The sequence below is a fragment of the Streptomyces sp. GL_141 genome, assembly GCF_057834385.1.
On sequence record NZ_CM174402.1, the window covers coordinates 4,006,156 to 4,027,598 of the forward strand.

Sequence of the window (21,443 nt, forward strand, 5' to 3'; positions counted from 1 at the left end):
ACTTCAGGCTCCGAAGCTGTGGAGGGAGCGGACCAGGGCGGTGAGGAAGGTGTTCTGGACCTCGGGCGGGAGGAGGTCCAGGGAGAGGTACGGGTTGAGGTCCTCCAGCTCCACCAGGAGGAGCTCGCCCGAGGGGGCGCGGCAGGCGTCCACGCGCTGGATGCCGTGGGTGAGGGTGTTCCAGTCGATGAAGGTGCGGGCGAAGGACAGGTCCGCGGGGGTCGGGTCGTAGGGGACCAGCTCCCAGCGGCGGGCCGGGTCGGGGGCGTAGAGGGCGTACTGGAAGGCGTCGTCGACGAAGTAGAAGGACACCTCGTACGCGAAGTCGATGCGCGGCTGGATCAGGAACTCCCCCGGGGCGCGGTCCGGGTGCGGGGTGAAGGTCAGGCCTATCGAGTCCGCTCCTTGTTTCGGCTTCACCGCGTAGGTGGCGGACGCGGGGAGGAGAGACAGGTGCGCCGGGTCGTCGATCGTGGGGATGACCGGGTGACCGGAGGCCGTGAGGTCGACGAGGTACTGCTTGCCCGCCATGTCGCCGCGGCCCGTCAGGGGGTTGTAGACCCGGGTGCCGGCGGCGAGGGCGGCCGCGCGGAAGGAGTCGTAGGCCTCCTGGTGGTGGAGGACCGGGCCGCTGTTGCGGACGACCACGGTGTCGAAGGCCGGGAGGAGGGCCTCCGCGTCCAGGGGGTGGCACAGGGCGAGGGGGAAGTGCTCGCGCAGGCGTGCGGTGAGGAAGACGTCCTCGTCGCCGTAGCGGCGGCCGCGCGCCGGGTAGGCCAGGTCGGTCACGTAGAGGAGTGGCATGACCGGAACCTATCGCGGGCAGCGATGAGGGCGTGAAATACCTGGTACGGGACAAAATGCTGGCCATCGGGGACGACTACTGGATCGAGGACGAGGACGGCCGGCACGCCTTCCTCGTGGACGGGAAGGCCCTGCGGTTCCGGGACACCCTGGAGCTGAAGGATCCCGACGGGCGGATCCTCATCACGCTGCGGGAGAAGCTCTTCGCCCTGCGCGACGCGATGACGCTGGAGCGGGACGAGCGGCGGCTCGCGGTGATCCGGAAGAAGCGGCTCTCGCTGCTGCGCAACCACTATCTGGTCACGCTCAACGAGGGCACCGAGCTCGATGTCAGCGGGCGGATCCTGGACCGGGAGTTCAAGGTCGAGTACGACGGGGAGCTGCTCGCGCTGATCTCCCGGCAGTGGTACCGGGTCCGCGAGACGTACGCCGTGGACGTGATCCGCGAGGACGCCGACGCCTCGCTGCTGATCGCCGTCGCGGTGTGCGTGATCCGGATGGCGGAGAAGGAGCGGGAGGGCCCGGGCGAGGAGTCGTAGGCCCGCTCAGTCGCAGCCCCGCTCAGTCGCAGCCGAGCCGGCCGCAGGTCTTGACCGGGCCGGCGCCGGGGAGGCCGGAGAGGTACTCGCGCAGGGCGGCCCGTTCGGCCTCGCTGAGGTTCTCGTCGTACGTGACCTTCAAGGTCCTGGTCCTGGTCCTGGAGCCGGATTCGGCTTCGTACGACCCGATGCGGGTGACTCCGTACGGCCGGAGCTCCGGCATCCAATCACCGTCGACCTCGTCCGGAACGTCCACGGAGTAGCTGTGCGCGGGCTTGAAGAGGTCCTGGACCACCGGGATCGCCGCGTACGCCACGTACGCCACCCCGGCGATGGCGGCGCTGGTGATGGCGCCCGCGATGCCGGCGTGGACGCGGGCACGCACCGGGAGGCGGCGCGGGTCCGCGGACGCGGCCAGCAGGAGGATCACCGCGGAAGGGATCACCACGAACATGCCGAAGCAGGTCAGGAGGACGCCGAGCCCGGTCAGGACGGTGCCGACGCCCTTGCACGTGGCACGGAACGCCGCCCGGTCCCGGAGGAAGAGGGGCCAGGCGACGGCGATGAACGGGAAGAGGAGGAGCAGCCCCACCGGATTCACCAGGGCAAAGGCCACGGGGACGGCGGCGAGGAAGGCGGCGGCCCCGGCCATCGACCGCTGGAGCCAGTGGACGGGGTCCGGTTCTACTTCTACCGGTTCGACTGACCCGGCTGCTATGTTCCCGTTCTCCATGACCCGCGCTCACCCTTTACTTTATGCAGACTTCGCACAAGTAAACCCCATCAACCTCATCCGGTCAGCGACCGAGGCGGCGGTCCTTCAGGGCCGGGAACTGTTCGCGGGTCTCGGCGACCTTCTTCGGGTCGAGGTCCACGGTCAGGACCTCCTCCCCCGGGCCCGCCTCCGCGAGGACCTCGCCCCACGGGTCCACGACCAGGCTGTGGCCGGCCTGTTCCACGCCCCCGTTGGTGCCGGCCGTCCCGCACGCGAGGACGTACGACTGGTCTTCGACGGCGCGGGCCCGGTTCAGCAGCGTCCAGTGGCCCCGGCGGCGGGCCGGCCAGCCCGCGGAGACGACCAGCGTCGTCGCCCCGGCATCGACCAGGCCGCGGAACAGCTCCGGAAAGCGCAGGTCGTAGCAGGTGGCGAGGCCGAGGGTCTGCTCCGGCAGGGCGACCGTGGTCAGGGACTCGCCCGCGGACATCAGGACGGCCTCGCCCTGGTCGAAGCCGAAGCGGTGGATCTTGCGGTACGTGGCGGCGAGCTCGCCCGTCGGGGAGAGGACGAGCGCCGTGTTGTAGAGCGAGCCGTCGCCCGCACGTTCCACGAAGGACCCGGCGTGCAGCCAGACCCCGGCGTCGCGGGCGGCCGCGGCCATGGCCCCGTAGGTCGGGCCGTCCAGCGGCTCGGCCTCTGTCTCGAACTGCTCGTAGGCGAAGGCGCCCACGGTCCACAGCTCGGGCAGGACGACGAGGTCCGAGCCGGACTGTTCGCGCACGAGCTCAGCGGCACGGGAGCGGCGGGAAACCACCGACTCCCCCTCATTCACCGCGATTTGGATCAGGGAAGCGCGCACAGTACCACCGTCCTGGCTTTCAAGCCGTCAACTCGGGCCTACGATCGTCACACGAAAGCACTGCCGGGGTGCTCACCGGCAGCGTAGTTTTGAAGCCATTGCACAAGCTTCCAGAACGCGCCAATGCGCCAAACGCGCCAACAGGCCAATGATCAGCACGCGAGGGGTCCCGTTGACCGTCCATCCGCATCCCAGCCTTCAGCCCTATGCCGACGCGTGGACCCACTCCATCGAGGCGATATCCGAGCTGGTCCTTCCGCTGACGGAAGGCGAGTGGAGCCGGGCGACGCCCTGCCCCAACTGGTCCGTGCGCGATGTCGTGTCCCACGTCATCGGCATCGAGTGCGAGCAGTTGGGCGACCCGCGGCCGATCCATACCCTGCCGCGGGACCTGCGGCACGTGGTCGACGAGTTCTCCCGGTACATGGAAGTGCAGGTCGACGTGCGGCGCCACCACACCGCGCCCGAGATGACCTCCGAGCTGGAGTACACGATCATCCGCCGCTCCCGGCAGCTGCGGAACGAGAAGCGGGAACCGGACACGATGATCCGCGGCCCGCTGGGCGAGCCGGCCACCCTGGAGCACTCGCTCCGGCTGCGCGCGTTCGACGTGTGGATCCACGAGCAGGACCTGCGGGCGGCCCTGGGGCAGCCGGGGAACTGGGACTCGCCCGGGGCCTACGTGGCCAGGGACGTCCTGCTCTCCGGGCTGCCGAAGGTGGTCGCGAAGAAGGCGGGCGCGCCCGCGAACTCGGCCGTCGTCATCGACGTGCACGGCGCGCTGGAGTTCATGCGGACCGTACGGGTCGACGCGGAGGGCCGCGGCACCATCGACAAGGCCCCCTCGCTGGGGCCCGCGGTGACGCTGACCCTGGACTGGGAGACGTACGTACGCCTCGCGGCCGGCCGGGTGCGTCCGCACACCGTGGCCGACCGGGTGAAGGTGGAGGGTGACCCGGCGCTGGCCGAGGCCATCCTGGCCAACTTCTCCGTGACTCCCTGACTCCGTAGGTCGGAGAAGCCTTGGTGTGGTCGGTGATTTCGTCCGCTGCCGTACCGGCAGCGGACCGGTTCGACTGGTTCGCCGACGTGGTGGCGCAGCAGCTGGTGTCCACGTCGATCAGGAGTGAGCACGCGGGGGACTTCCAGGCGGAGGCCGCCGTGCTGGACCTGGGCTGCGTACAGGTCTCGCAGTTCGGCTACGCCCCGCTGCGCGCCCGGCGCACGGCGGCGCACGTCCGCAGCAGCGACCCCGAGCAGTACCAGTTGGGGCTGGTGACCGGCGGGTCCATGTGGATCGCGCAGAACCGGCACGAATCGGGGCCGTTCTCGGGGGACCTGGTGCTGTGGGACACCTCGCGGCCCTTCGAGTCGGCCGTCCCGGGCACGGAGCCGGTCCGGGCCGTGATCCTCTCGCTCCCCCGCGCCTCGATCCCGCTGCGGTCGGACCGGGTGGACCGGGTGCTCGCCGAGCGGATCCCCGCCGACCGGGGGATGGGGGCGATCCTCGCGCAGTACATGCGCTCCCTGGCCGCGCACGGGGAGGAGTGCGCGCCCGCCGAGCTGGAGCAGCTCGGATCCGTCGCCCTCGACCTGGCCGGTGCCTGCCTCGCCGGGCGGATCGGCGCCGAGGACGAGCTGTCCGAGGAGAGCCGGACCCGGGCGCTGCTGGCGCGGATCGACACCTTCATCGGGCACAACCTCGGCGATCCCGAGCTGAGCCCGTCCGTGGTCGCCGCGCGGCACAGCATGTCGCTGCGCCGGCTCCAGCAGCTCTTCCGGGAGCGCGGGGAGAGCGTGGCGGCCGCGATCCGCCGGCGCCGGCTGGAGCGCTGCCGCGAGGACCTCGCCGATCGCGGGCAGCTCGCCGTCCCCGTCCACACGGTGGCCCTGCGCTGGGGATTCACCAACGCCTCCGTGTTCAGCCGCCTGTTCCGCGAGACGTACGGGGCCAGCCCCAGCGAATTCCGCCGCACGGCGGTGGCGGAGGCGGAGGCGGAAGCCTAGGCCGCTCCCGCGCCCGTTGCGCGGATTGTCAACGGTCCCTGCGCGCAGTGCACACGCGGTCGCTCGGAGCCCTCATAGGCTCGGCACGCGTTGGCCGGAACCCGACTCCGCGGAGTCGACGGGCGGACAGGTGGGAAAGGACGGGGGTCTGTCCCACCCCGGCCCGTCCTCCTCGGTGCGGGGGCCTCCGCACAAGCCGGGCCGGCACCGGACGTCACCGGGCCGGCCGCGGGTCGGCAGGGGTGCCGACGGGGGTGCCGGCCCCGGCGGCCGCCACGGCGGTGGCGGCCGGAACCGGGGCCGGCGGCAGCGGCACGGACTACGAGGGAAGTGCCACCGGGGCCACCTGAGTGACCGGGGCGACCGGGGCGACCACTCCCGCGCCCACCCGCTCGCGTTCGCGTTCGCGGGCCAGGGCGCGGCCGCGCAGGCGCAGGATCTGGGCGATCCCGACGAGTTCCAGGACGAAGACCGACGAGAACGCGATGCGGTAGTTGTCTCCGGTGGCGTCGAGCAACAGGCCCACCACCAGCAGGGTCGTCATCGAGGCGATGAAACCGCCCATGTTGGTGATTCCGGAGGCGGTGCCCTGACGGTCCGCCGGGTTGGCGGGGCGGGCGAAGTCGAAGCCGATCATCGACGCCGGCCCGCACGTGCCCAGCACCAGGCAGAGCGCGATCAGCAGCCACATCGGCGCGTGGTCCCCCGGGTAGGCCAGGACCGAGCCCCACAGCAGCGCGGTCAGGGCGACCGTGCCCAGGGCGAGCGGGATCCGCGAGGACTGCCGGCGGCCGACGACCTGGCCGTAGACCAGGCCGAGCGCCATGTTCGAGGCGACCACCAGCGTGAGCAGCCCGCCCGCGGTGGTCCGCGAGAGCCCCTGGGCCTCGACGAGGAAGGGCATCCCCCACAGCAGCAGGAACACCATCGCCGGGAACTGCGTCGTGAAGTGCACCCACAGGCCGAGCTTGGTGCCCGGCTCCCGCCAGGAGTCGGCGATCTGGCGCCGTACGAAGCCCCCCGCGCCGGTGGCCGTGCGCGGCGCGGGCTCGTGGGCCGCGGCGTCGTCGGGGCTGTCGCGCAGGAACAGCACGAGCGGGACCAGGACGACCAGCCCCGCCACCGCGCTGCCCGCGAACGCCGGCACCCAGCCGACCCCGTGCAGCACGGGAGCCAGCACCAGCGTGGAGATCAGGTTGCCGGCCATCCCGACCAGGCCGGCCAGCTGCGCCATCAGCGGGCCCCGGCGGGCCGGGAACCAGCGGGTGCCGAGCCGCAGCACGGAGATGAAGGTCATGGCGTCCCCGCAGCCCAGCAGGGCGCGGGCGGCCAGGGCCATCCCGTAGGAGGGGGAGAGCGCGAAGCCGATCTGGCCGGCGGTGAAGAGCACGGCGCCGAGGGTGAGCACCTTCTTGGTGCCGAGCCGGTCCACCATCAGGCCGACGGGTATCTGCATGCCCGCGTAGACCAGGAGCTGGAGCAGGGAGAAGGTGGACAGCGCCGAGGCGTTCACGTGGAAGCGGTCGGCGGCCTCCAGCCCGGCCACGCCGAGGCTGGTGCGGAAGATGACCGCCACGAAGTAGACGGCGACGCCGATCGACCAGACGAGCACCGCCTTGCGGCCGCCCGGCGGGTCCTTGAAGACAGCCGCGGGAACGGGCGAGGCGGCGGGCGCGGAGCTCATCGGCCGGACCCCCGCACCAGTTCGCCGATCCGGCTCACGTGGGCCCGTACCGCCGCGGCGGCCGTGTCGGCGTCGCCCGCGCGCAGGGCGTCGAGGATCTCCCGGTGCTCGGCCAGCGTGCGCTCCACCCGCTCGGGGTGTGCGTGCAGCAGGGCCACGCCCATGCGGAGCTGGCGGTCGCGCAGTTGGTCGTAGAGGCGGCACAGGATCTGGTTGCCGGCGCTGCGCACGATCTCCGCGTGGAAGGCCCGGTCGACGGCCATCATCGCCCCGAGCTCGCCCGCGTCACCGAGCCGGCGCTGCTCCTCGACCAGTTCCGCGAGCCGTTCCAGCAGCCCGGCCGGGGCGGGCACGGCCCGGCGGATCGTGTACTCCTCCACCAGCAGCCGGGTTTCGATCACGTCGGCGATCTCCTGGGCGGAGACGGCGAGGACGAGGGCGCCCTTCTTCGGGTACAGCTTCAGCAGTCCCTCGGTCTCCAGCCGCAGCAGCGCCTCGCGGACCGGGGTGCGCGAGACGCCGACGGCGACCGCGAGCTCGCCTTCGGTCAGCAGCACCCCTCCCTCGTAACGGCGGTCGAGCACGGCCTGCTTGACGTGTTGGTAGACGCGTTCGGCAGCGGTCACGGTGGATCCGGTGGTACGGGCTGGCGGCATGCGCACAGCATAGATACAACAGAGGTGCAACCTGGACGGCGTCCGCGATGTGGACCGGCGGCGGGATCACGATGTGGACCGGCGGCGGATCACGATGTGGACCCTCAGCGCACCGTGACGTCCAGTACGAACTCGTCGTACGCGGCCTCGTCCGGATACGGCGGCCGGACCTGCGCGAAGCGGATCCTCGCCCGGCCCGCCACCAGCGCCCGTACGAGGTACAGCCGCTCCACCGTCGCCCCGGGCAGCGGCGGCTCCTGCGGCTCCTGCCGCTCCGCGGCGACGGGCGGCGGTCCCGACGGACCCTCGGCCACCGAGACGGCGTCCGCGTCGCCCGTCACCCGCCAGGTCCAGACGTAGCCGCGCGCACCGCGCCCGGTGAGCCGCAGCTCGTACGCCCCACCGGGCGCGAGCACCACCTCACGCACCTCCACGCGGACTCCTCTCTTGTGGTGACGGCCTACGCCGGGCCGATCACCGCCCCCTCGTGCCAGCCCGCGCCGTCGCGCCAGTAGTGCTGGAGCAGGCGGTCGGTGCGCAGGACGATCACCTCCAGGTTGAACCCGAAACTGCCCTGGAGCATCCCGGTGACCGTCAGCACGTCGTGGCCGAACACGGCGGAACGCTGCCAGGCGGCGCCGCCCGCGTTGCCGCGCCACCAGTGCTCGACGCGGCCGCCCCCGCCCGTCACGCACAGCTCGTAGTTCCCGGCGGTGTCCTCGTCGGCCGCCCCGTACTGCGCCTCGATCAGGCAGGGTGCGGAGGTGATGCCGGAGCCGAAGATCTCGCCGGGGCGCCACACGAACCCGTTCGGGTCGTCGCGCCACCACAGCTGCATCCGGCCGTCGGTGCGGGTGGCGACCAGGTCGAGGTGGCGGGAGCGGGTCTGGACCAGGGCCGGGCCGAAGTGGGCGATGCCGGAGGCGAAGCGGCCGCCGTCGTTCCAGGTCCAGGGGGCGCCGTTGATCCGCCACCAGTGGTTGAGGCGGCCGTCGGCGGTGCGGACGACCACCTCGAAGTTGCCGGGCGCCCCGTAGTCGCTCTGGATGAAGGCCGGGGTCGAGCCGACCGCCGCGTCCCCGGGACCGAAGGCCCCGCCGTCGCGCCAGGCGCCGCCGAAGTGCTCGTAGTACCAGTGGCGCAGCCGGCCGCCGGTGGTGACGTGCAGCGACTCCATGTTCCGGTTGTACGTGGTCCCCGTGAAGGCGGGCTGGCCCGAGGCGTCGGAGGCGAAGCTCCGGGCGCGGTTCCAGGCGAAGGGCGCGTCGCCCTCGCGCCACCAGTGGCTCAGGGAGCTTTTGCCGGCTCCGCCGAGGGCGGCCATCTCGAAGTTGCGGTGCGCGCGGCCGTTGCCGCTCTCGTAGACGTTGCCGGTGTGCAGGCGGCGCTTGCTCCACGGGTCGATGTTCGTGTCCTGGAGCCCGCACTTCGCCCAGTCGTCGATCCGCGCCTCGCCGTACGCGATCCGGCCGTAGCCGCCCACGTGGTAGCCGGTCCCCCAGGAGTTCTTGAACAGCCAGCAGCCGGCCGCGTCGTCGTAGCCGGTGATCAGGACGCAGTGACCGCCCGCCAGCCGGTCGCTGGTGCGGTGGTAGACGCCGGAGCCCAGGCCGAAGAAGTCCTCGTACACGTCGAAGCACGCGGTCAGCGGGCCCACCGTGTCCAGCCAGACCTTCTGCTGCTCCACGTCGCCGAGCCGGACGTACCCGGTGATGCGGACGGTCCGCCCGGAACGGTCCCAGCTCGGGGTGTACTCGGCCCGCCAGGCCTCCCGGCGGTCGACCGGGGTACCGGGCGGCGGCGGCGAGTACGGCCAGCAGCCAGGGTCCGCGAGTCCGCCGTTGGTCCGGATCCAGTCCAGGGCGGCCTCGGGGCTGCCCGTCTGTCCGCAGCGGGCCTTCAGCCCGTCGTGCACGTCCCCCTCGGACCGCTCGGCCCATACGTGGTGCTCTATGCGGGCCATCGACTCCACCAGGCCGGCCGCACCGAACGCCCAGCAGGAGCCGCACGGGTCCTGGTCCTTCACCTTGGTGAGCCAGGGCCGCCCCCACCGGCTGCGCCAGTCCACGGCGGACGGCCGAGCGGGGGCCGCGCTTCCCGCGGCCGTGAACCCGGCTGGGGCTCTGCCCGGGCCCGGGCCTCTGCCCGGGCCCGGGTCCGTGCCTCTGCCCGCGCTCTCGCCCTCGCCCGCGCCCTCGCCCGGGAGCAGTCCGTGCGCCCTCCTGCGCCGGGTGAGGTGCGGATTACCGCTGACCCGGCCCACGAGGCTCCGCAGGTCCACCGGCGGCGCGGCCTCGGCGGGAGTCAGGTCCAGGGCCGCAGCCGTGCTCGCACCCAGGCCCAGGGCGGGCCGCGGTACGGGATCCCCATCGGCAAGGTGCTCGCTCACCGACCACCGCGCCCCGCGCGCCGCGAGCAGGGCCCGCAGCTCCCCCGCCGTCTGGACACGCCCCTCCGACTGCTCCGGCATTCCGGCCCCCCAACGCACCGTACGGATCCGAGCCCCGGGAGCGTCCACCTGCACGGAGGGCACGTCAAGGGGGTCCGTACGGTCGCGCGGCGGCACGCCGGTCGCACGGGGACGCCGTCGCCGGGCGACCGGGGTCGCGGGTGCCCTGTCTCGTATTGCGAAGATCGACGCCATGACGATCCCGCTCTCCGTCGACCGGATCCTCGGCGACCGTTCCTTCGCCGAGATCGGCGACCCCGCACTGGCCGCCACCGACGAGCGCCGCGGGCTGCTGGCCGTAGCGGGCAGGGACGAGTTCGGCGGCAACGCGCCCGTCGGTGTCTACGGCACGGGTGACCTGGCCTGCCACGCCCTCGTCCGCTCGCGCTACCCGGTGTACGCGATGGCTTTCCATCCCACGCTTCCGCTGCTCGCGGTCGGCACCGGCCGCTACGACGGCGGCTTTCTCTTCGAAGGCGAGCTGCTCCTGCTGGACCTGGATGCGGGCACGGCCGTATCGCTCATCGAACACCGGCTGGGCCGCCAGGTCCTGGAGTTGGAATGGCTCGACGAACAGGCACTGCGGGTGGTGATGGCACCGCCCGACGACTGGCAGGACGACACCGCACGCGTCGAAGGACACGTCGCGGTCGTGCGCAGGCCGGACTGGGCCACTGTGCCCGCCAAGTCCCTCACCGAGGACGATCTGACCGGCCCGCGGGTGCCGGCACCGCGTCGCGACGGCAGCGCGGTCGCCCGCCGAATGCTCTCGGAGCTGAGCACGGACTGGGAACCGCGCCGCAACGTCCGCGCGGTCGAGGTCCTTTCGGACGGCCGGACACTGGTCACGCTCGACGGGGTGCAGCTGGAATCCTGGCTGCCCTCGGGGGAGCGCGCCTGGACGGTTCCGGACGAGGAGGGCGGGCGGGAGATCGTCGTCGCCACGGATGAAGGGTCCGCGTGGGTCGGACTCATACGCCGCCCCGGTGCCCGCCACTCCGTTCCGCAATCGGTCGTCCGGCTCTCACTCGCCGACGGGAATCAACTCGACGGCATCGTCCCGTCGGCGCCCGTCTCGCTGGTGCGCTGCGGCGACGGCCGGCCCGCCCTGTCACCGGACGGATGCAATGGTGACCGCAGCCGGCTTCCCGTCCGGGGCGGACACCGCATCTACTTCCAGTCCGTCCTGCGGCCCCCGGGCCAGCCGAACTCCTACAGGGGTGAGAGCTGGGTCGCGGCCATGGACCTGCAAGGGCCCCCGACCGACAGGCCCGACGTACCCCTCGCTCGGTCGGCCCGGCGGATGTTCCGGTACTCCTGGGAGCCCGGCGAGACGCACTTCGGCGGTCCGGGCATCGAGGCCGAGGACGGCACCCTGGTCCACGCCGGAACCGTCTACCACGGCCACGGGCTCCAGCCCGGCGGCTCGTTCGTCGTCCGGCGCGAGACGAACGACGGGCGCCCGCGCTGGGTGTTCCGGACCGACCGGAAGACCACCGCACTGGACGCCGACGCGGCCACCGTCTTCATCGGGTACGACGACGGAGAGGTCGTCGCGCTCGACCTGGGCGACGGCACGGTGCGTTGGCGGCAGCACCTCACCGTCGGCGCGGTCTCCGTCGTACCGACCGCTCTGACCGTCACGGCCACCGGCCGGCTCGTCATCGGCACCGGCGACGGCCGCATCCTCGCGTGCTCGGTCGCGTAGGTACCCGGATCCGTCAGGGCCGGGACCGAGCCGCTACCGCGACCGTCCGGCGGGGCGCTGCCGCTTCTGGGCGGGCAGCGCCGAGCCGGAAACCGGGTTTCGCTACTGGACGGGGAGCGGGACCGGGAGGGGCGGGGCCGGGATCGGGAGCGGGGGGAGGCCCGGGAGGCCGAGGCCGGTGAGCAGGGCGACCAGGGCGGCGACCAGGTCGGTCACCACGTCCGTGGCCTTGGCCTTGGCGTCCGTGGAGCAGCCGCAGGGGCCGGCGGCCTTGGTGAGGCCGTCGACGGAGCCCTTGAGCTTGTCGATCGCACCCGTGGCCAGGTCGAGCGGACCGGCGGCGGGCTTGGCCGCCTTGTGGGCGGCGACGGGGAGTGCCACGGGGAGCGCGGGCGCCGCCACCGGGAGCTTCGGCGCCTCGACGGGCAGCGCCGGGGCTCCCACGGGCAGCTTCGGGGCCTCGACGGGAAGCTTCGGGGCCTCCACCGGCAGCTTCGGGGCCTCCACCGGGAGCTTCGGCGGGTCCACCGGGAGGGCAGGTGCGTCCACCGGTGGGACCGGTACCGGCAGGGCCGGGGCGGCGGGCAGGCTCTTCTTCAGGTCCTCGATCGCGGCGGCGATCTTCTCCTTGAGCGCGGCCAGATCCGCCTCCGGGATCTTGCCGTCGGGGGACTTCAGGACGGCCGCCAGCAGATCGGTGATGGGTTTCAGCAGCCCGCCGACCCCGCCCAGCGACTGCACCTGGGCGAGCAGTGCCTCGGTGCCCGGGATGGCCTTCCCGGCCGGCGCGGCGGCGAAGACCGCGGCGGCCTGCGGCTTCGCGGGCGACTCCGCCGCCGCCGACGCCAGACCGGGGGACGCGGTCAGGAGGGTCAAGCAGAGGGCGGCGGGGACGGTGTAACGCGTGATGCGGCGCAACGGATCTCTCCTGTCGAGGAGCCCCGACATGGGACGTGCCGGGGCGGGCCGTGAAGTGGTCGGGGCATGGGACGTGCCCCAGCCCACTCACCGACACCCCGTCAGCCCCCGCAACCCGAGCCCCCGCACCGCCCGTGCGGACACGCCGCGCAACCGGCCTACGTACGCCCTTGACCTGCGTCTACGCCGTCACCCTCGGGCGATGACCCGTCAGGCGGGTCCCTCCCAGCGGATCTCGCCGTCCTCGACCCGGTCCGTGGCGGTGAGTCCCACCCGCGTGGCGACGGCCGCGGATGCCGTGTGGTCGGGGTGGACGTGCGCGATGAGCCGGTGCACCCCCGCCTGCGTCCCGAGCCACTCGGCCATCGCCCGGGTCGCCTCGGTCGCGATGCCGCGGCCCTGCCAGGGCGTGCCGACGACCCAGGCGATCTCGGCGGCCTCCCCGGACACGGTCGCCTGGACCGTGCCGGTCAGGCGGTCCTCGGCGTCGAGCCGGACCACCCAGTTGCACCAGGTGACGGCGGGGTCCGGCGAACCGGCGACCAGGCGTTCGTAGCGCGTGCGCAGCTCCGTCGCGGTGAGGGGGGCTCCGCCGATGAACCCGTGCAGCTCCGGGTCACCCAGCACCCCGGCCATCTCCTCGGCGTGCGCGACCTCCAGCGGCAGCAGGGTCAGCCGCCCGGTCCGGATGATCACCCCGCCTGCGTCGCGGAGAAGTCGGCCCACGCGGTGGCGGTGACCCGGATGACGGGCCCGTCGCCCTGCTTGCTGTCCCGGACGGCGACGGTTCCGACCACGTTGGTCGCCACCTCGACACATTCCGAATCGGCCTGGCCCTCGCTGTAACTGGACTTCTTGAACTCGAAGTTGTTCACGTGTCTATGTACCTTTGCTGATCGCTTCGATCAGGTCGATGGAAGCCTGCGGAGCGAGGCTCATGCGCGTCAGGCGCTCAAACGTCCGGGTGTACTTCTCGCTGGCTTCCGCCCCCTCTGCCCACACAGTAGACGCGATGCCCTCGGCATAGCCCACGTCCAGCGCCCCGGCTTCCGCGAACGAAAGGACGTTGAACGCGCCACCGGCAGCATGGTGCGCCCCTGCGCGGAAGGGCAGTACCTGAACGTGGACGTGGGGCAGTCTTGCCATCTCCACGAGGTGGTCGAGTTGTGCTCGCATGACGTCGGGGCCACCGATCTGCTGACGCAGAGCAGCCTCCCAGAGCACCGCGTGGAACCCCGCCGGCTTCTCACCCCAGAGCCGTCCTTGCCGCTTGAGCCTCGACTGCACCAGCACCTCGATCTCGTCGGGGTTCGTCCAGTCGGACGTGACGCCGAGAGCCCGCACATAGTCCGCGGTCTGTAGGAGCCCGGGCACCACCGCCAGCTGCCACGTGCGGATGTAGGTCGCCACCTCTTCCATCGCCACGTACTCGCCGAGACCGCCCACCTGGGGGACGTGGTGCCACCAGCCCTTGACCTTCCGGCGTTCACGGTCCAACCGGGCCAAGTCCAGCAGTCCGCTCACGAACTCCGCGTCCGTCACTCCGTAGAACTCGCACAGCACGCGGATGTCCGGGTCCCGCATGGGCACCCAGCCGCTCTCCATCTTCTGGACCTTCGTCGGCGTCGCGGTGATCTCCCCGGCCGCCTGGGCCTGGGTTCTGCCCGCCGCTGCGCGCAGCTTGGACAGTTCGCCGCCCAACCTGCGGCCCAACACCGTTGACACCCGGTTGCCCTCGGGTTCTCGCATTCCACGGTTCACCGCGCCAGTCTCGCGCCATCCTCCAGCGGAAGTCGACACCGTCACCCATTCAGGGAACATAATCCCCGAATGGCTTGCACCCCAGAGGTGTCATCCCTACCTTCGGTGGCGAAGGAACTACTCAGCGCACAACGTCAGTTGGCGGAAGCGCACCGGGCTGCCCACAAGGCGGCACCGGCATGCCACCGCCCGTACCGGAGGTGCACGGCCATGAACGGACTCACGCGTCACGACGTACGGAACTACCCGCCCCGCCAGGACTCCGTACCCGCCGCCCGCCGGCACTCCGCGTGGCTCGCCGTGGTCTGGGGGCGGCCCGAGCTGGCGGCGGACGCGGCGCTGCTGACCAGCGAGCTGACCACCAACGCGCTGCTGCACGGCTCCGTCTGGGACCGGTACTTCCGGGTCGAGGTCAGCCTCACCGGAGCAGTGCTCCGCATCGAGGTCACCGATCCGAAAGGAGAGCGCCGCCCCGAACCGCGAGCGGCCGTCGCCGACCACGACCAGTTCGGGCGGGGGCTGCACATCGTCAAAGCCCTCGCGAACCAGTGGGGGTGCACCGACCGGATCGTCGGCAAGACCGTGTGGGCGGAGCTGGCCACCACCCACGGGTGAGGGCACACGGCCCCCCGTTAGGGTGATCCACATGGATGGGTGGACGGCGCCGAGTTCCATCGAGCGCGAGCTGTACGGGGCCAAGGCGCGCGGGGACTGGGCGGGATACCTCGACGTCCTCGCCCGGAGCGAGCTGTTCCTCGCGCAGTCCCGGGCCCAGGTCGACGCCGAGCCCACACAGGCCCGTTTCCACCCCACCCCCGACCGGCGCTGCCTCGTCGTCCACACCCGGGGGATGCTGCCCGTCCCCGACCCGCACACCGTGTACCTGCCCCGGTCACTCGCCTGGTTCGCGAACGCCTTGGCCCCCGCGAGCCCAGCGGACCCGCCGCACCTCGCCGTGAACCCCGGCTCCCCCGCCGAGGCCTACCTCACCACCACCCCCGCCGACCTCGCCCGCTGGCGCGCCCACTGGGACGCCGCCGCCCCGGTCTGGGGGCTCCCCCGCGGAGCGGTGCACTCCCTGCACGTCGGCGGACCGCTGCACGGGCCCGTCGCGCACGGGCTCGCCGTCGGAGCCCATCTCTGCGTGACCAACGGGGAGTTCTGGAACGCCCTCGCCTATCACGGCAACGGCTACACCCGGGAGCGCGAACGCCTGCTCCAGAGCTGGGGCATCACCGACTCCGCGAGCTGGCACGAGGTCCTGCGCGGACTGCTGGGCGCCGGGATGGTCAGCCCCGTCTGGGAGTTCGCGCTGCGCGTGCGCCGCCTGCTCGCCTCCGACTTCGCCGGACCCGTCGACCTGGAGCACTGGCGCCACGCCGCGGCCACCGCCCTGCGGCGCAGCGCCGAGCGGGCCGCCGAACCGCAGCTCACCCCCGAGGGGGTCACCGTCGCCGCGCCCCGGCCCAGCGCCGAGGTGGAGGGCGAAGTGACCGGCGTGCAGCGGCTGATCGGCCGGATCGCCCGCTACGAGCAGCGCTTCCGCGCCGACGGACTACTCCCCGAGGACGGCTGGGTCCGCTCCGTCGAGGGCTGGGACCACGGCCGGGCCTCCCAGATGGCCCGCTGGGGGCTCGGCGCCCGCTACGGCACGCTCGACGAGGCCGAACGCGGCGTCCTGGCGGCCGGGGCCGCGGCCCGCGCGGTGTACCGCTCGTGGGAGGAGTTCTCCGCCGGGTACGTGCTGGCGCGGTGCCTGCACTTCGACGAGGAGGAGTTCGGCGAGTGGTACGCGAGCGCCCTGGCCGCCCACCTCACCCTGACCACCGACCGGGCGAGCCCCTGGCGCAACATCCCCTGGCGGTCACCGGAAGGGACCGCATGACGCAGCGAGGACCTTGGGTGACGGAGCCCCTGGACGGACCGGCCGCCGCGCGGGCCTCGGACGCGTTCAGGCTCGTCTACGCCGAGGCGTTCGCGGAGCCTCCGTACGACGAGACCGGGGAGGACGTCGACGCCGTCTTCAGCGGCTTCCCCGGCCATACGCGCCGGCCGGGCTTCCGCGCGGCCCTGGCCCGTACCCCCGGGGGCGAGCCGGTCGGCATGGCGTACGGCTGGACGCTCGCGCCCGACGCGGTGTGGTGGGACGAGCTCACCGAGCCCGTACCCGCCGCCCTGCGGCGCGAGGACGGGCGGCGCACCTTCGGGGTCGTCGAACTCGCCGTGCGCGGGCCGTGGCGCGGACGGGGTGTCGCGCGGCGCCTGCACCGGACGCTGCTCGACGGCACCGGAGCCGAGCGGGCGCTGCTGAACGTCCACCCGGCGAGCCGGGTGGCGGCGGCCGCGTACCGGTCGTGGGGCTACCTCAAGATCGGCGAGGCGCGCCCCGGGGGCGGCGCGGACGCGGACCTCCACGACGTCATGCTGCTCGATCTGCGCTGACGGGCACGCCGCCGCGGCCGCGCGGGATCCGGGCGAGGGTGACCGCGCGGAGCAGCCATTCCACCGGGCCGTACCGGTACCGGGCCATCAGGTGCCTGCTGAGGGCGAGTTGGGAGCCGTACAGGACGAGCGCGCCGAGTACGACGACGGCCGCGCCCAGGCGGTCGTACAGGGCGAGGCCGTACGCGGTGAAGACGAGGGCCATGACGAGGGACTGGCTCAGGTAGTTCGTCAGGGCCATCCGGCCGGCGGGGGCGAGGAGCACCGCGGCGCGCGCGCCCCGGGCCGTCCTCATGAAGAGGAGCAGCCCGCAGACGTACGCGGCGGTGAGCGCGGGGGCGGTGACCATGCCCACGACCGAGCCGGCGAGGATCCACCGGGGACCGAGCGCACCGGCGGCGGTCACGGCCATGAAGAGGCTGCCGGGCAGGCCCACCACGACGCCGAGCACGCAGATGCGGCGCATCCGGGCCGTGTGCCGTCCCGTGTCGGCGAGGAGGCGGCGCTTGCCGCAGTACTGGCCGGCCAGGAAGGCCGCCAGGACGAGGCCGCCCATCAGCGGTATGGCGAGGAGCGCGTCGGGCAGCTGGTCGAGGTTGGCCCGCACGACGGTCGCCGGGTCGCCGCGGTAGTCGGTGACCAGGGCGGCCGCCTCCGGGGGGAGCTCGCTCAGTGCGGCCGTCTCGGCGTCCGACATGAAGAGGGAGGCCAGCACCAGGAGCAGCAGGAGGCCGCTGGTGCAGGCGTACACGATCCGGGCCGCGCGCAGGGCCGCGCGGGGCGAGCGGTTCCGTGCGGCGATCAGGACCAGACCGAGCAGTGCGTAGGTCATGAGGATGTCGCCGGTGTACAGCAGTACGGCGTGCAGGAAGCCCAGGACGAGCAGGCCGAGCGAGCGGCGGAGCATCCGGGGGACGGGCCGCGCGCCGTCGCGTGCGGCGGAGTCCTGCTGGAGGGTGAAGCTGTAGCCGAAGAGGAACGAGAACATCAGGTAGAACTTGCCGACCACGAGGGCCTGTACGGCTCCCTCGACGGCCCGGTCGAGGGTGGAGGCGTCCGGGTCGAGCGCAGTGCCGTCGGGGCCGTACGGGCCGGCCATCATCAGCGCGTTGACCAGCAGGATGCCCAGGAGCGCGAAGCCGCGCAGGGCGTCGACCTCCGGTATCCGCGCCGGCCGGTCCGTATCCACGTGCGCAGCCGTTGTGGGCACGGCTTCCCCCCTGGTGGTCGTGGGCGTACGGGTCCCCTGCCCTCCTTGCCCCCGGACGGCGGCCGGGGCGGTCGGTCCGGGCATCCGGCCGGGGGGGAGGGCGGAGCACCCTTCTTCTGCGAAGACGGTAGCCCGGCGGATCAGGGGCGCGGCGGTGCGGGGGCGGGGGCCGGGGCCGGGGCGGGGGCGGGAGCAACGGCCGGGGCGGCAGCGGCCCGGCCCGGGGTGGCCCGGAGTCCGTACAGGGCCAGGGCGATCGCCGGCAGGAAGACCGCGCCGGCCGCCTCGAAGCCGAAGGCGTAGCCGCCCGCCACGGCCGCCGGGTCGCCCGCGGCCAGCAGCGAGGCCGTGCGGGCGTCGGCCGCCGAGGTGATCAGGGCGAGGCTGACGGTCGGCCCGGCCAGGATGGCCGTGTTCACCACGGCTCCGGCGAGCGCGGACCGCTCCTCCGGGACTCCGGCGACGGCGCCCACGACCGCGGCGGACATGAGGGTGCCGATGCCCGCCGACAGGACGACCAGGCCGAGCAGCACCGTGGGCGTCGACCCCGTGCGCACCCCCGCGCTCCCGATGAGGAAGAGGCCGGATCCGGTGCCGGCCAGGCCCGCCGCCGCCACGGTCCGGACGCCGTGGCGGGCGACGACCCGGCCGGCGAAGAAGGCGACACCGAGCAGCGTCGCGCTGTAGGGGACGAAGGCCAGCGCGTTCTGCAGCGCCGAGTATCCGCGCACCTGCTGGAAGTACAGGGCCAGCAGGAAGGCGGTGCTCGCGCCGATGGCCGGGCCCAGCATCGCGCAGAGCAGCGCGGTCACGCGGTACCGCGAGGCGAGGAAGGACAGCGGCAGCAGGGGTGCCCGGACGCGCTGCTGGGCGAGGACGAAGCCGGCGAGGAGTACGGCGCCCAGGGCCAGTGGCACCAGGACCTGCGCCGAGGCCCAGCCCTGCGGCCCGACCATCACGAGGCCGTAGCCGAACGCGGAGAGGCCGAGGGTGCCGAGTACCGCGCCGAGCAGGTCCACGGGTACCCGTACGGGCGCGGGACCGGTCGGCAGCACCCGCGGGGTGAGCGCGAGCACGGCCACGGCCGCCGCCGCGAACACCCCGAAGGCCCACCGCCACGACAGCCAGGTCACGAGCGCCCCGCTGAGGATGATGCCGATCGCGGCGCCCAGGCTGGACAGCAGCCCCCAGACGGCCAGCGCCGTGGCCCGGGCCCTGCCCTCGGGGAAGACGCCGCGCAGCAGGGCCATCGCGGGCGGCGCGGCGAGCGCGGCCCCGCAGCCCTGGAGGAAGCGGGCGGCGAGCAGGATCCAGGAGGCGGGGGCCAGCGCGGCGGCGAGGGACGCGGCGCCGAACAGGGCGGTGCCCAGGGTGAACAGGCGGCGCCGGCCGATCCGGTCGGTGAGCCGTCCGCCGAGCAGGAGCAGCCCGCTGAAGGCCAGGCCGTAGAAGGCGCTGACGAGGATGAGTTCGCCACGGCTCAGGGCGAGTTCGCGCTGCACGGCCGGTCCGGAGGCGAAGGCGACCGAGACCGAGGCGTTGAGCAGGAGCTGCACCGCGGCGAGCGTCGCGAAGGGCACCCGGGTGCCGGGCATGGCAGGCGTGCCGGGCGTGGCGGGCGGACCCCGATGCAAGTCGTCCATGCCGCGAAGTCTGGCAGCGGCTCGTGCGCCCGCCGTGGGGCCGGGCGGCAGTCCGTCAGGTCCCGGACCGGCCGCGGCTCCGCCCGGCCCGGACCTGTGGCGGGCAGTCCAACAGGCTGTGGAACTAGAGGACTTGACCGGCCGGCGCCTTCGGGAGGAGCACCACGCGGCTGCCGTGCAGTTCTCCGTCCTCGATGCGCCGGTGGGTCCGGGCGCCGTCCGCCAGGGAGGCCCGCTCGACGGAGCGGACGCGCAGCCGGCCGCTCGCCAGCAGGCGGTTGATCGACCCGGCGGCTTCGGCGAGTTCCGCGGTGGTGGCGTGGGAGATGACGAAGCCGACGATCGAGCCGTCCTTCATGTAGAGGGACCCGGCGGGCAGGACCGGCTGCGAGCGGGCGCCGGCGAGGAGCACGATGCGGCCCCGGTGGGCGAGCACGGCGACGGCGCCGGTCAGGTCGTTCGTGCCGGAGGTGTCCACGTGGACGTCGACCCCGTGCGGGCTGACCTCGCGGATGCGGTCGGTCAGGTCGGGGTCCCGGTAGTCGAGGACCGCGATCGCGCCGAGCGACCGGCAGTGGTCGGCGTCGCGCGCGGAGGCGGTGGCGATGACCCGGGCGCCCGCCTCGACGGCCATGACGACGAGGGCGCTGCCCACGTTCCCGGCGGCCCCGGCGATCAGCACGGTCTCGCCGGCCCGGAGCCGGCCGTGCGTGAACAGGGCGAGGTAGGCGGTGCCGGCGGGGTGCACCAGCGCGACGGCTTCCGTCGGGTCCACGCCGGCGGGCAGGTGGTAGAGGCGGTCGGCCGGAACCGCGGCCCGTTCGGCGGCGGCGCCCTGGCGGCCCCCGTGGCCGAGGCTGTTGGACCAGACCCGGTCGCCGACGGCGAAGCCCGGGGCTCCGGGACCGGCCGATACGACCGTGCCGACGAGGTCGCGGCCGATGACGAAGGGGAACTCGACCGGGGTGCGGAAGAGGCCCGACCGCACGAAGGTGTCGACCGGGTTGACGGATACCGCTTCTACGTCGACCAGAACATCCGTCGGGCCCGGGGCCGGAGGGGCGATCTCGCCGTAGCGGATGTTCTCGGCGGGACCGAGTTCTTCGATGAAGGCTGCACGCATGACCCGATCCTCCCAACCCGCCCCGCCCCGCGCGCAGGGCCCGGAGGAGGCTTCGTCAACTCCCCGCGACTCCCCCGCCGGGAGGGTCCGCACGGAAAGACCGAAGGGCCGCACGGGGGAGTGGAGTGCGGCCCTTCGAGTACGGGGGGGGTGGATCAGACGGCCGCGGCGGCCGCGCGGGTCTCGTGGATCTTCACGGCGAGCGCGTCGAGCAGCTGGCGGAGCAGGTCGATGGTGGTCTCGTCGGTCAGGTTGCCGGACTCGTCGAAGCGCTCGTGGGCCCGGAAGATCTGGAGCTCCGGCTTGCCGACGACCTTGGAGTCCGTCCACAGGAACGACTGGCGCAGCGCGAGCTGGGCGCGGACGGTACCGAAGTTGGTCGGCGCGGCGCCCGCGATCGCGATCGGCTTGGCGGCCAGCGAAGAGGTCGGCGAGGAGGCCGTCGGGCGGCTCGCCCAGTCCAGCGCGTTCTTCAGGACGCCGGGGATACCGTAGTTGTACTCCGGGGTGGCGATGAACAGGCCGTCCGCCTCGGTGATGCGGTGGCGCAGGTCGGTCGCCGCGGCCGGCGGGGTGTCGTTGTCGAGGTCCGTGTCGTACGGGGGGATGTCGCGCAGGCCCTCGTAGATCTCGATGGACAGGCCACTGGGGGCGAACTTCTGCGCGGCGCGCACCAGGGCGCTGTTGAGCGAGGCGGCACGCAGGCTGCCGGAGATGGCCAGAATCTTGAGATCGGGCATGAACTTCTCTTCCGTGAAGGTGACATGTGCGGTGAACGCCGTGCCCGGCAGGCCCGTGCGAAGAGGATCCGGGGGGATGAGCGGGAGTCTGGCCGCACGTGCGGGGCGCCTTCAACCGTGCGCGGGCGGATCTGTCAGCTGTCCGCCGTTCGCTGTCCGAGGTGGGTGCGGGACGGCCTTGC

At 73.0% G+C, this 21,443-nt stretch carries 22 protein-coding genes; 7 read left to right on the forward strand and 15 right to left on the reverse strand.

The genetic code is table 11. From position 1 onward, the window contains the following. Positions 1-3: 3 nt before the first annotated feature. The gene (locus tag AC3IX6_RS17465) at positions 4-804 is read right to left on the reverse strand and encodes a hypothetical protein (protein WP_489371039.1); all 801 of its coding nucleotides are present in this window, start codon (positions 802-804) and stop codon (positions 4-6) included. 32 nt (positions 805-836) lie between these two features. On the opposite strand from AC3IX6_RS17465, the gene AC3IX6_RS17470 reads away from it, so the two are divergent. Then, positions 837-1,343, forward strand: coding sequence for an LURP-one-related/scramblase family protein (locus AC3IX6_RS17470; protein WP_489371040.1), 507 nt, complete (start codon positions 837-839; stop codon positions 1,341-1,343). Positions 1,344-1,365: 22 nt separating this feature from the next. Here AC3IX6_RS17470 and AC3IX6_RS17475 read toward each other — a convergent pair whose 3' ends face one another. Together AC3IX6_RS17475 and AC3IX6_RS17480 are read right to left on the reverse strand one after the other, a co-directional pair. Further along, positions 1,366-2,076, reverse strand: a complete 711-nt coding sequence (locus AC3IX6_RS17475) for a hypothetical protein (RefSeq protein WP_489371041.1) — start codon at positions 2,074-2,076, stop codon at positions 1,366-1,368. 64 nt (positions 2,077-2,140) lie between these two features. Further along, positions 2,141-2,920, reverse strand: a complete 780-nt coding sequence (locus tag AC3IX6_RS17480) for a carbon-nitrogen family hydrolase (protein ID WP_489371042.1) — start codon at positions 2,918-2,920, stop codon at positions 2,141-2,143. Between the two features lie 172 nt (positions 2,921-3,092). Here AC3IX6_RS17480 and AC3IX6_RS17485 point away from each other — a divergent pair, with 172 nt between their 5' ends. Together AC3IX6_RS17485 and AC3IX6_RS17490 are read left to right on the forward strand one after the other, a co-directional pair. Then, a complete protein-coding gene (locus AC3IX6_RS17485; RefSeq protein ID WP_489371043.1) occupies positions 3,093-3,923 on the forward strand; it encodes a maleylpyruvate isomerase family mycothiol-dependent enzyme in 831 nt (276 codons plus the stop codon). A 32-nt stretch (positions 3,924-3,955) separates the two neighbouring features. Then, positions 3,956-4,927 (forward strand): AraC-like ligand-binding domain-containing protein, encoded by a 972-nt coding sequence (locus AC3IX6_RS17490; RefSeq protein WP_489371044.1) that lies wholly within the window; start codon positions 3,956-3,958, stop codon positions 4,925-4,927. A 319-nt stretch (positions 4,928-5,246) separates the two neighbouring features. On the opposite strand, the gene AC3IX6_RS17495 is transcribed toward AC3IX6_RS17490, so the two are convergent. The 4 genes from AC3IX6_RS17495 to AC3IX6_RS17510 all read right to left on the reverse strand — a co-directional run bounded on the left by AC3IX6_RS17495 (position 5,247) and on the right by AC3IX6_RS17510 (position 9,737). Then, positions 5,247-6,611 carry an MFS transporter gene (locus AC3IX6_RS17495; RefSeq protein ID WP_489371045.1) on the reverse strand — a complete coding sequence of 455 codons (1,365 nt, stop codon included), beginning with the start codon at positions 6,609-6,611 and terminating at the stop codon, positions 5,247-5,249. Then, entirely contained in the window at positions 6,608-7,267 is a 660-nt protein-coding gene (locus tag AC3IX6_RS17500) for a GntR family transcriptional regulator (RefSeq protein WP_489371046.1), read from the reverse strand. Before AC3IX6_RS17500 ends, AC3IX6_RS17495 begins: the two co-directional genes overlap by 4 nt. Before the next feature lie 104 nt (positions 7,268-7,371). Then, entirely contained in the window at positions 7,372-7,701 is a 330-nt protein-coding gene (locus tag AC3IX6_RS17505) for a protease inhibitor I42 family protein (RefSeq protein ID WP_489371047.1), read from the reverse strand. A gap of 26 nt (positions 7,702-7,727) precedes the next feature. Beyond that, positions 7,728-9,737, reverse strand: a complete 2,010-nt coding sequence (locus AC3IX6_RS17510) for a C1 family peptidase (protein ID WP_489371048.1) — start codon at positions 9,735-9,737, stop codon at positions 7,728-7,730. A 172-nt stretch (positions 9,738-9,909) separates the two neighbouring features. On the opposite strand from AC3IX6_RS17510, the gene AC3IX6_RS17515 reads away from it, so the two are divergent. After that, positions 9,910-11,424 (forward strand): outer membrane protein assembly factor BamB family protein, encoded by a 1,515-nt coding sequence (locus AC3IX6_RS17515; RefSeq protein WP_489371049.1) that lies wholly within the window; start codon positions 9,910-9,912, stop codon positions 11,422-11,424. A gap of 102 nt (positions 11,425-11,526) precedes the next feature. Here the strand turns inward: AC3IX6_RS17515 and AC3IX6_RS17520 are convergent, their stop codons facing one another. The 4 genes from AC3IX6_RS17520 to AC3IX6_RS17535 all read right to left on the reverse strand — a co-directional run bounded on the left by AC3IX6_RS17520 (position 11,527) and on the right by AC3IX6_RS17535 (position 14,103). Then, the gene (locus AC3IX6_RS17520; protein ID WP_489371050.1) at positions 11,527-12,342 is read right to left on the reverse strand and encodes a hypothetical protein; all 816 of its coding nucleotides are present in this window, start codon (positions 12,340-12,342) and stop codon (positions 11,527-11,529) included. 210 nt (positions 12,343-12,552) lie between these two features. Further along, positions 12,553-13,038: a GNAT family N-acetyltransferase gene (locus tag AC3IX6_RS17525; RefSeq protein ID WP_489371051.1), complete on the reverse strand. Its 486-nt coding sequence runs from the start codon at positions 13,036-13,038 to the stop codon at positions 12,553-12,555. Continuing rightward, positions 13,035-13,217: a DUF397 domain-containing protein gene (locus AC3IX6_RS17530; RefSeq protein ID WP_489371052.1), complete on the reverse strand. Its 183-nt coding sequence runs from the start codon at positions 13,215-13,217 to the stop codon at positions 13,035-13,037. The genes AC3IX6_RS17525 and AC3IX6_RS17530 overlap by 4 nt, the downstream gene beginning before the upstream one ends. Before the next feature lie 4 nt (positions 13,218-13,221). Then, positions 13,222-14,103, reverse strand: coding sequence for a helix-turn-helix domain-containing protein (locus AC3IX6_RS17535; RefSeq protein WP_489371053.1), 882 nt, complete (start codon positions 14,101-14,103; stop codon positions 13,222-13,224). Between the two features lie 210 nt (positions 14,104-14,313). Between AC3IX6_RS17535 and AC3IX6_RS17540 the strand changes: the two genes are divergently transcribed. The 3 genes from AC3IX6_RS17540 to AC3IX6_RS17550 are packed head-to-tail and all read left to right on the forward strand — an operon-like array spanning position 14,314 to position 16,545. Next, positions 14,314-14,718, forward strand: a complete 405-nt coding sequence (locus tag AC3IX6_RS17540) for an ATP-binding protein (protein WP_489371054.1) — start codon at positions 14,314-14,316, stop codon at positions 14,716-14,718. A 31-nt stretch (positions 14,719-14,749) separates the two neighbouring features. After that, the gene (locus AC3IX6_RS17545) at positions 14,750-15,988 is read left to right on the forward strand and encodes a DUF1266 domain-containing protein (protein WP_489371055.1); all 1,239 of its coding nucleotides are present in this window, start codon (positions 14,750-14,752) and stop codon (positions 15,986-15,988) included. After that, positions 15,985-16,545, forward strand: a complete 561-nt coding sequence (locus AC3IX6_RS17550; protein ID WP_489371056.1) for a GNAT family N-acetyltransferase — start codon at positions 15,985-15,987, stop codon at positions 16,543-16,545. The genes AC3IX6_RS17545 and AC3IX6_RS17550 overlap by 4 nt, the downstream gene beginning before the upstream one ends. Here AC3IX6_RS17550 and AC3IX6_RS17555 read toward each other — a convergent pair. The 4 genes from AC3IX6_RS17555 to AC3IX6_RS17570 all read right to left on the reverse strand — a co-directional run bounded on the left by AC3IX6_RS17555 (position 16,523) and on the right by AC3IX6_RS17570 (position 21,261). Beyond that, complete coding sequence (locus tag AC3IX6_RS17555) at positions 16,523-17,755, reverse strand: DUF418 domain-containing protein (RefSeq protein ID WP_489371057.1); 1,233 nt, start codon at positions 17,753-17,755, stop codon at positions 16,523-16,525. The two genes, AC3IX6_RS17550 and AC3IX6_RS17555, sit on opposite strands and share 23 nt — an antisense overlap. Before the next feature lie 140 nt (positions 17,756-17,895). Continuing rightward, positions 17,896-19,398, reverse strand: coding sequence for an MFS transporter (locus AC3IX6_RS17560; RefSeq protein ID WP_489371058.1), 1,503 nt, complete (start codon positions 19,396-19,398; stop codon positions 17,896-17,898). Positions 19,399-19,522: 124 nt separating this feature from the next. Then, positions 19,523-20,521, reverse strand: a complete 999-nt coding sequence (locus AC3IX6_RS17565) for an NADPH:quinone reductase (protein ID WP_489371059.1) — start codon at positions 20,519-20,521, stop codon at positions 19,523-19,525. A gap of 155 nt (positions 20,522-20,676) precedes the next feature. Continuing rightward, entirely contained in the window at positions 20,677-21,261 is a 585-nt protein-coding gene (locus AC3IX6_RS17570) for an NADPH-dependent FMN reductase (RefSeq protein WP_489371060.1), read from the reverse strand. Between the last annotated feature and the right edge of the window lie 182 nt (positions 21,262-21,443).

Excerpts from the sequence above, each read along its gene's own strand:
- AC3IX6_RS17465 (WP_489371039.1), bottom strand. The coding sequence starts at position 804 with ATGCCACTCCTCTACGTGACCGACCTGGCCTACCCGGCGCGCGGCCGC.
- AC3IX6_RS17510 (WP_489371048.1), bottom strand. The coding sequence starts at position 9,737 with ATGCCGGAGCAGTCGGAGGGGCGTGTCCAGACGGCGGGGGAGCTGCGG.
- AC3IX6_RS17515 (WP_489371049.1), top strand. The coding sequence starts at position 9,910 with ATGACGATCCCGCTCTCCGTCGACCGGATCCTCGGCGACCGTTCCTTC.
- AC3IX6_RS17570 (WP_489371060.1), bottom strand. The coding sequence starts at position 21,261 with ATGCCCGATCTCAAGATTCTGGCCATCTCCGGCAGCCTGCGTGCCGCC.
- AC3IX6_RS17475 (WP_489371041.1), bottom strand. The coding sequence starts at position 2,076 with ATGGAGAACGGGAACATAGCAGCCGGGTCAGTCGAACCGGTAGAAGTA.
- AC3IX6_RS17550 (WP_489371056.1), top strand. The coding sequence starts at position 15,985 with ATGACGCAGCGAGGACCTTGGGTGACGGAGCCCCTGGACGGACCGGCC.
- AC3IX6_RS17560 (WP_489371058.1), bottom strand. The coding sequence starts at position 19,398 with ATGGACGACTTGCATCGGGGTCCGCCCGCCACGCCCGGCACGCCTGCC.
- AC3IX6_RS17540 (WP_489371054.1), top strand. The coding sequence starts at position 14,314 with ATGAACGGACTCACGCGTCACGACGTACGGAACTACCCGCCCCGCCAG.
- AC3IX6_RS17545 (WP_489371055.1), top strand. The coding sequence starts at position 14,750 with ATGGATGGGTGGACGGCGCCGAGTTCCATCGAGCGCGAGCTGTACGGG.
- AC3IX6_RS17565 (WP_489371059.1), bottom strand. The coding sequence starts at position 20,521 with ATGCGTGCAGCCTTCATCGAAGAACTCGGTCCCGCCGAGAACATCCGC.
- AC3IX6_RS17495 (WP_489371045.1), bottom strand. The coding sequence starts at position 6,611 with ATGAGCTCCGCGCCCGCCGCCTCGCCCGTTCCCGCGGCTGTCTTCAAG.
- AC3IX6_RS17500 (WP_489371046.1), bottom strand. The coding sequence starts at position 7,267 with ATGCCGCCAGCCCGTACCACCGGATCCACCGTGACCGCTGCCGAACGC.